The sequence below is a fragment of the Marinimicrobium sp. C2-29 genome (genome assembly GCF_038419845.1).
Taxonomy (GTDB): Bacteria; Pseudomonadota; Gammaproteobacteria; order Pseudomonadales; family Cellvibrionaceae; genus Marinimicrobium.
This window is the reverse complement of sequence record NZ_JBCAQT010000016.1, coordinates 111,159-118,532: the sequence shown is the minus strand read 5'-3', so window position 1 is coordinate 118,532 and position 7,374 is coordinate 111,159. Positions and strand designations below refer to the sequence as shown.

General features: G+C 60.4%; 9 protein-coding genes. 5 read left to right on the top strand and 4 right to left on the bottom strand.

Annotation, left to right across the window (positions count from 1 at the left end; all coding sequences use genetic code 11):
* Positions 1–493 (top strand): IS3 family transposase (locus tag AAE484_RS15385; protein ID WP_341939221.1); only part of this gene is annotated, 493 nt, incomplete at its 5' end.
* 85 nt (positions 494–578) lie between these two features.
* On the opposite strand, the gene AAE484_RS15380 is transcribed toward AAE484_RS15385, so the two are convergent.
* From AAE484_RS15380 to AAE484_RS15370, 3 genes are all read right to left on the bottom strand, one after another.
* The gene (locus AAE484_RS15380; RefSeq protein ID WP_341939309.1) at positions 579–1,361 is read right to left on the bottom strand and encodes a TatD family hydrolase; all 783 of its coding nucleotides are present in this window, start codon (positions 1,359–1,361) and stop codon (positions 579–581) included.
* A gap of 9 nt (positions 1,362–1,370) precedes the next feature.
* Positions 1,371–1,721 (bottom strand): PilZ domain-containing protein, encoded by a 351-nt coding sequence (locus tag AAE484_RS15375; protein ID WP_341939308.1) that lies wholly within the window; start codon positions 1,719–1,721, stop codon positions 1,371–1,373.
* 68 nt (positions 1,722–1,789) lie between these two features.
* On the bottom strand, positions 1,790–2,803 hold the full coding sequence (locus AAE484_RS15370) for a DNA polymerase III subunit delta' (RefSeq protein ID WP_341939307.1): 1,014 nt from the start codon (positions 2,801–2,803) through the stop codon (positions 1,790–1,792).
* 305 nt (positions 2,804–3,108) lie between these two features.
* Here AAE484_RS15370 and AAE484_RS15365 point away from each other — a divergent pair, with 305 nt between their 5' ends.
* Positions 3,109–3,744, top strand: coding sequence for an RluA family pseudouridine synthase (locus AAE484_RS15365; RefSeq protein WP_341939306.1), 636 nt, complete (start codon positions 3,109–3,111; stop codon positions 3,742–3,744).
* A 165-nt stretch (positions 3,745–3,909) separates the two neighbouring features.
* On the top strand, positions 3,910–5,139 hold the full coding sequence (gene traF, locus AAE484_RS15360; protein ID WP_341939305.1) for a conjugal transfer protein TraF: 1,230 nt from the start codon (positions 3,910–3,912) through the stop codon (positions 5,137–5,139).
* 56 nt (positions 5,140–5,195) lie between these two features.
* On the opposite strand, the gene tmk is transcribed toward traF, so the two are convergent.
* Positions 5,196–5,822, bottom strand: coding sequence for a dTMP kinase (gene tmk / locus AAE484_RS15355; RefSeq protein WP_341939304.1), 627 nt, complete (start codon positions 5,820–5,822; stop codon positions 5,196–5,198).
* 197 nt (positions 5,823–6,019) lie between these two features.
* On the opposite strand from tmk, the gene AAE484_RS15350 reads away from it, so the two are divergent.
* Both AAE484_RS15350 and AAE484_RS15345 read left to right on the top strand, forming a co-directional pair.
* Positions 6,020–6,529 (top strand): peptidylprolyl isomerase, encoded by a 510-nt coding sequence (locus AAE484_RS15350; RefSeq protein ID WP_341939303.1) that lies wholly within the window; start codon positions 6,020–6,022, stop codon positions 6,527–6,529.
* An 8-nt stretch (positions 6,530–6,537) separates the two neighbouring features.
* On the top strand, positions 6,538–7,260 hold the full coding sequence (locus AAE484_RS15345; RefSeq protein ID WP_341939302.1) for a UDP-2,3-diacylglucosamine diphosphatase: 723 nt from the start codon (positions 6,538–6,540) through the stop codon (positions 7,258–7,260).
* The last annotated feature ends 114 nt before the right edge of the window (positions 7,261–7,374 follow it).

Here is a 7,374-nt window from a genome sequence, read left to right as displayed (position 1 = left end):
AGTGTGGTGTGGAGATATTACCTACATCTGGGTCGACAGTCGCTGGCATTACCTGGCCGTAGTGATGGACCTGTACCGCCGTCGGGTGATTGGCTGGTCCTTGTCTACCAGACCCGACGCCGAGCTGGCGGCAAGGGCCCTTGAATTGGCCTACGAGCAACGAGGCCAGCCGGAGGGGGTGATGTTTCACTCAGACCAAGGTTGCCAGTACGCCAGCCAGCTGTTCCGGCAGCGTCTGTGGCGTTATCGGATGAAGCAGAGCATGAGTCGGCGTGGCAACTGTTGGGACAACGCTCCGATGGAGCGCGTGTTCCGCAGCCTGAAGTCAGAGTGGATACCCTCACTGGGTTACCGTTCGAAAGCCGAAGCGACAAGAGACATCAGCTATTACTTGATGGACTATTACAACTGGCGTCGGCCCCATCAGTACAACGATGGGGTACCGCCGGCAAAAGCGGAAAATCCATCTAAATTATTGTCCGGAATTAGTTGACCACTACAATGCGCTTACAGCTTATCCGCCCTACGGGTACCACGGCAGGTGGCGTAGGGCGGATAAGCCTAAGGCGCATCCGCCGTTACTGGGCGCGGCTTTTGGGGAACAGGCGGTAAAAATTCTCGGTGGTCTGCTCGGCCAACTGCTCTACCGGCATGCCGCGAAGCTCGGCGACGAATTCGGCCACTTCGCGTACCCACTTGGGCTCGTTGGACTTGCCTCTGTGCGGGACGGGTGCCAGATAGGGGGAGTCGGTTTCGACCAGCAGGCGATCGAGCGGGACTTTCCTGGCCACGTCGCGCAGGGCTTCGGCGCTTTTGAAGGTGACGATGCCCGAGAGCGAGATGTAGTAGTTCATGTCCAGCGCGCGGCTGGCCATGTCCCAGTTTTCGGTAAAGCAGTGCAGCACGCCCGCGTGCTCTTGGCTGCCGTGCTCGCGGATGAGCGCCAGGGTGTCTTCCCGCGCTTCGCGGGTGTGAACGATGACCGGCAGGCCGGCCTGGGCACCCGCCTGCAGATGCAGGGCAAAGCTCTCCTGCTGCAGCTCGGCGGTCTGTTCGGCGTAGTGATAGTCCAACCCGGTTTCGCCCAGGCCCACCACTTCCGGCGCTCTGCCCCACTCCACCAGCTGCTCGACGCTGGCGGTGCCGGATTCCACATCGCAGGGGTGCACACCCACCGAGGCGACCACGTCCGGGTACCGGCGGGCGATATCCACCACCGTCTCGCGGTTTTCCAGGCTGACGCCGATGCACAGAAACTGCCCGATGCCGCGCTCTCGGGCGGCATCCAGGGCGGCGGTGAGGTTGCCGTCGTACGGCGTGAGATCAATGCGATCGAGATGGCAATGGGAGTCGGTGAGCATGAAGCCTGTTTACATCGTGTGAGTGGGACGTTCGGATTCCAGCGAGCCGGCGAGATAGGTTTCGATTTTGGTCACGGCGGTGTTGTCCTGGTCGCTGAACTGCACGCCGATACCGGCGGCGCGGTTGCCCTGGGCGCCTTTGGGCGTCACCCAGACGACCTTGCCGGCCACGGGGATTTTTTCCGCCTCGTCCATCAGGTTCAGGAGCATGAACACCTCGTCCCCCAGCTTGTAGCTTTTACCGGTGGGAATGAACAGCCCGCCATTTTTCACAAACGGCATGTAGGCTGCGTAGAGTACGGCTTTGTCTTTGATGGTAAGAGAAAGTATCCCGTTGCGGGCGCCACCGAGAGCTTGCATACCCATCTCCGTTATTGAAATCGGTGAAAACAGTAAACGATCTGGCGGTTGCTGTCCAGATGGTTTGGTTAGGCCACTTTCTGTGCCTGGCGGAGCAGTACGCCCCAGTCCAGCAACAGCTCTTCCAATAATAGCTGCTTATTGGGGTTGGCGCCGCTGAGCCATTGGGCTTTGACGGTCAGGAGCTTTTCCAGGTAGCGGTGCAACAGCGCGCCGGGAATCTTGCTCAGCTGGTGGCGCAGGTGATCCGGCAGGGGTTTGAAGGTGGACACCTCGGCGCCCGCCTGCCACCGGGCCAGATCGTACACCCAGATCAGCAGCCACTCCAGGGTGGCAGTGACGTCGCCCTTCTGCCACTCGCCCGCCAGTGCGATGGCGGTGGTTTTGTTGTCGCACAGCTGGATAAAGTTCTTTTCCATCTGCTGACGCTGCTCCAGGGTGTCGCCCTCGAGCAGGGCCAGGGCGTTGAGCGGCGCACCCCGGGCCATTTCCAGCAACGGCTCCGGCGCGATGCCGCTGCTGGTGACCAGCGGCGAGAGCCAGTCGAGCACCACGGCTTTGCGCGGCATGGGCAGGGAGCGGATCTGGCAGCGGCTGCGGATGGTGGGCAGCACGGCGCTGGGGGTATGGCTGACCAGGATCAGCAGGGTGTCTTCCGCCGGCTCTTCCAGGGTTTTGAGCAGGGCGTTGGCGGAGTTGGTGTTCATGGCCTCGGCCGGCTCGATGATCACGACTTTGTAGCCGCTCTGTTGAGCGGTGGTGCCGAGCGCCCGGGTGAGTTCGCGCACGGCGTCGATTTTGATGGCTTTGCCCGGCTCCTCCGGCTGCAGGTATTTGAGGTCGGGGTGGGTCTGGGCGCGCAGAAGTCCGCAGCTGTGGCATTTGCCGCAGGCGGCGCCCTGTTGTGGGGTCTGGCACAGGAGGCGCTGAGCGAGCGCGTTGGCCAGGTGCCTTTTGCCGATGCCGGCGGGTCCGGCCAGCATGAGGGCGTGGGCGAGCTGGTTGTCGTCGATGTGTTTGTTGAAGCTCTGCCATTGGTCTTTTTGCCAGGGGTATGGCAGCGCGGGGAAGTTGTCGCTCATGGTGTCGGGTTCCTGCGGCTGATGGCGCTCATGGTAAGGGACTCAGGGGTGTTTTGCATCTTTTGTGGGTTGGCTGGGTGGTCATGGTCACGCCCGGCCCGCTTCGGCGGATGCGCTTACAGCTTATCCGCCCTACGGGATCGCATAGCAGGTCCTCCGCACCCCGTAGTAGAACGCACCGAGCGAGCCCGTAGGTCTGGTAAGCGACAGCGCACCTGACAAATAGGGTATCCACCCCAAAGCGGGCCGGACGTGACGCCACTCAGAAGGTATTAAAGGGTACAATCGCCGCTTTTTGGATATTGATGATGTCTCTCGCTCTGCCGCCGATTGTGTATGCCGATGACGACCTGTTGGTGGTCGACAAGCCCGCCGGGTTGTTGACGGTGCCGGGTAAGGGGCCGGACAAGCAGGACTGCCTGATCAATCGGGTGGTGCGGGCCTACCCGAATGCGCGGATTGTGCATCGGCTGGATCAGGCGACGTCGGGGCTGGTGATCATCCCGTTGGGGTATGAGCCGCAGAAGCACCTCTCGCGGCAGTTTCAGCAACAGCAGATGAGCAAGCTCTACACCGCCGTGGTCGGCGGGGTCGTCGCCGAGGACGAGGGCGAGGTGGATTTGCCCCTGATCTGCGACTGGCCCAATCGGCCCAGACAGAAAGTTGACCATACCGAGGGCAAGTGGGCCTTGACCCGTTACCGGGTGTTGGCGCGGGAGACGACCCATACCCGGGTGGCTCTGACGCCGGTGACCGGCCGCTCTCACCAACTGAGGGTGCATATGCTATCCTTGGGACATCCGATTCTGGGGGATGACCTTTACGCCACTCCGGAATTGATCGCCCGCTCTGAGCGACTCCTGCTGCACGCAACACGACTGCAATTTTCCCATCCAAGGACTGAAGAAACCGTCACCTGTGAGTCGGAACCCCCGTTCTGACGCGGGAATCTGCGGTTTTTATGGCAATAAATTAGAGCTGAGCGCCGCTCAAGACTGTTTTGCAATAAGTGCTATAGCGCTTATTGCAAGAATTTATATATTAGGTCAAACTTCAATCATTGACGCTTTTTTACCTTGGTGTTTCCCAATTCAGGTCCAGTTGTTATGAGAAAAACACTCCTCAGTCTCGCTCTTGTCGCCGCTTCCGGTTCCGTCGCCGCGAGCGATTACTTCAATGGCCGTTTGACCGGCATGTCCGGTGCCGGCTATGCCACCGGTGGTTATGCCGATGGTGTTGTCTTCAACCCCAGCCTCGGAGCCGGGTTTGGTGAGCGGGATGATTTCGCGCTCGTGGCCAACCTGGGCGTTCTGGGCGAGGACGAAGATGAGCTGGTGGATGGTCTGGAAGACCTGTCCGATTATTTGACCGAACTGGAAGAAACCACGGCCTACGACGTTTTCGACGAAGTAGGCGGCTTTGATCCCAACAACCCGGATCAGTTCGAGCGCGACGTGCGCGCGCTGCAGCAAGAGCAGGCCGACGAGGCGATTGCCCGTCTGGAAGCGGTCGCCAACAAGACCGCCAACGTTGGACCGGGTGGCAGCCTGGTACTGTCGATTCCCAACAACTGGCTCTCCCTGAGCCTGGTGGGCAAGGTCCGCGGCGAAGCAGCGGTACGCTCCGTGGTGGATGAGAACGACTACCAGGTGATTCGCGACGCCGTAGGCGAAACCAACTTTGATCCGAGTGTCCTGCAATCCTACGGCGTGGGTCGGGGTGCGGTCGTTGCCGAAGGGGGCCTGGCCATGGCCAAGAGCCTAAAGACCGGTGAAGACTCTAAGCTGCTGCTCGGGGTAACCCCCAAGCTGATGCATGTGACCACGTTCGTGTACACCGCGACCGTGGACAGTTTTGAAGAGGATGACTTTGACGCCGACGATTACAGTATCGACAACACCGATGCCAACGTCGATCTGGGCGCGACCTATATCAGCGGCAACATGCGCTATGCATTGACTGTGAACAATGCCATCAGCCGCTCTTACGAGACAATCGAGCCCGGTGACCACATCGAAATAAAGCCCCGTGCCACCACCGCCCTTGGCTACAAGAGTGACTGGTTCACAGCTGAAGGCGCGGTGGACCTGAACACCAGCCCGAATTTTGCTACCGGGCAGGAAACACAGTACGCCCGCGCCGGTATTGAGCTCAACGCCTGGCAGTGGGTTCAGGTACGGGCCGGCTACCGCATGGACCTGGAAGACAACATCGGAGATACCTATTCGGTGGGTCTGGGGCTGTCGCCCTTCAATGTGGTGAACCTCGATATTGCCGCTTTCAGCGGGGAAGGCAACACCATGGGCGCCTCCGCCCAACTGGGCCTGCGATTCTGATCTGATATCAGTAGCGCGCGAAGGGGGCCACTGGCCCCCTTTTTTTGGTCCGGCTTTTACGAATTCGCCAGAGACGCCAGCGCATCGGCCAACTCACGCTGCACGTCAGCCAGGGGCTGACCGGCATCCACCAAGGCATAACGCTCGGGCGCCCGCTCGGCCAGCCCCCGGTAAACCGCTCGTACCCGCTCGAAAAAAGCCAGGGTCTCGCCTTCAAACCGGTCCGGGTCGCTGCGTTGGCTGGCACGACTCAGGCCTTCCTTTACATCGATATCCAGCACCAGGGTCAGATCCGGTCGCAAACTACCCTGCACCAGATCTTCCAGCTGGGCGATCACCTGCTGATCAAAGCCCCGTCCGCCGCCCTGATAGGCATAGGTGGAGTCGGTAAACCGGTCGCACAGCACCCAGGTGCCGCGCGCCAGCGCGGGTTTAACGACCTGCTCGAGATGCTGCGCCCGGGCCGCGAAGATCATGAGCAGTTCGGTCATGGGCGTGACCGGCTCCTCCCGAGGGCTGAGCAGCAGCGTGCGGATGTCCTCCGCCAGCGGTGTGCCGCCCGGCTCGCGGGTCACCAGCACCCGCTGGCCGCGCGCTTCCAGCCACTGGCGGATGAACGCCAGATTGGTACTTTTACCCACCCCTTCGGTGCCTTCAATGGTAATAAATCGGCCCTGGTTCACAGTCGTCTCGTATTGGTGGTGAATCTCATTTGCCCCGCCATGAGGGCAAATCGTCGTGTTCAATTGAGGGCGCAGTTTAGCACTTTTACCCGGTTTTAGGATGGTCAGGCCTCCGTCCCGACCAGAGCCCCACGGCCACACCCTGCGCGAGCTCTATGGTACTATTGCCGCTTTTCAACAAAGCCAAGGGATACTCCATGAGCGCTGAATCGACCGTTACGCTGCACACCAACTATGGTGATATCACCATTGAACTGAACCACGAAAAGGCGCCCAACACGGCGGCCAATTTCAAGCAGTATGCGCAGGAAGGTTTTTTCGATAACACCATCTTCCACCGTGTGATCAGCAACTTCATGATCCAGGGTGGCGGCATGACCCGGGACATGCAGCAAAAGCCCACCCGCGAGCCCATTGAGAACGAAGCCGATAACGGCCTGGGCAACGTCATTGGCAGTGTCGCCATGGCGCGTACCGGCGACCCGCACAGTGCATCGTCGCAGTTTTTCATCAATGTGCAGGACAACACCTTTCTGAACCACCGCGACAAGAGCATGCAGGGCTGGGGCTATTGTGTGTTTGGCAAGGTCGTGGAAGGCATGGATACGGTGAGCAAGATCAAGGCCGTGGAAACCGGTAACCAGGCCGGCCATCAGGATGTGCCGGTGGAGCCGGTCATTATCGAGAAAGCCACGGTCAGCGAGTAACGGCTGATATGACACGGCTTTTTATTTCGGATACGCATCTGCACGAATCCCGCCCGGCGGTCACGGAGGGGTTTTTCCGCTTTCTGCAGGACCGCGCCGCCGGCGCCGAAGTGCTCTATATTCTGGGTGACTTTTTTGATGCCTGGATTGGCGATGATGAGGACAGTGACCTGTCCCGCGAGGTCATTGCCCGGGTGCGGCGGCTCGCCGACAGCGGCACCCGCATTTACCTGATGCACGGCAATCGGGATTTTCTGATCGGCGAGCGGTTTACCCGCGCGCTGGGCGCGGAGTTGCTCTCCGACCCGAGCATGATCAATCTTTACGGCTGCCCTACCCTGTTGATGCACGGTGACAGTCTGTGCACCCGGGATCAGGAGTATATGGCGTTCCGCCGCAAGGTGCGCTCGGCGCATTGGCAGGCGGAGGTGTTGGCATTGCCGCTGGATGAGCGGCGGGAGCTGGCCCGGCAGTTGCGCACGCAGAGCCGGGGCATGAACAGCAACAAGGCTCAGGACATTATGGATGTGACGCCGGATGAGGTGAGCCGGATGATGCGCAGCCAGGGGGCGAAGCTGTTGATTCACGGCCATACGCATCGCCCGGCCCGCCATCCGGTGTTGCTGAATGGCGAGTACGGTGAGCGTATTGTGTTGGGTGATTGGCACGATCGCGGTTGGTGTTTGCGCGCGGAGCCGGAGGGGTTGCAATTGGAATCCTGGGAGTTGTAGTTTTTCCTCCTTGGGTTGCGGCGGATGCGCCTTAGGCTTATCCGCCCTACGTATAGCACGGAGGTGGCGTAGGGCGGATAAGCGTCAAGCGCATCCGCCGTTCACTTCCATTTC

What these genes read in the sequence shown, in the direction of transcription:
- AAE484_RS15380 (WP_341939309.1), bottom strand. Translation starts at nt 1,361, where the DNA reads ATGCTCACCGACTCCCATTGCCATCTCGATCGCATTGATCTCACGCCG.
- AAE484_RS15345 (WP_341939302.1), top strand. Translation starts at nt 6,538, where the DNA reads ATGACACGGCTTTTTATTTCGGATACGCATCTGCACGAATCCCGCCCG.
- AAE484_RS15370 (WP_341939307.1), bottom strand. Translation starts at nt 2,803, where the DNA reads ATGAGCGACAACTTCCCCGCGCTGCCATACCCCTGGCAAAAAGACCAA.
- AAE484_RS15350 (WP_341939303.1), top strand. Translation starts at nt 6,020, where the DNA reads ATGAGCGCTGAATCGACCGTTACGCTGCACACCAACTATGGTGATATC.
- traF (WP_341939305.1), top strand. Translation starts at nt 3,910, where the DNA reads ATGAGAAAAACACTCCTCAGTCTCGCTCTTGTCGCCGCTTCCGGTTCC.
- AAE484_RS15365 (WP_341939306.1), top strand. Translation starts at nt 3,109, where the DNA reads ATGATGTCTCTCGCTCTGCCGCCGATTGTGTATGCCGATGACGACCTG.
- AAE484_RS15375 (WP_341939308.1), bottom strand. Translation starts at nt 1,721, where the DNA reads ATGCAAGCTCTCGGTGGCGCCCGCAACGGGATACTTTCTCTTACCATC.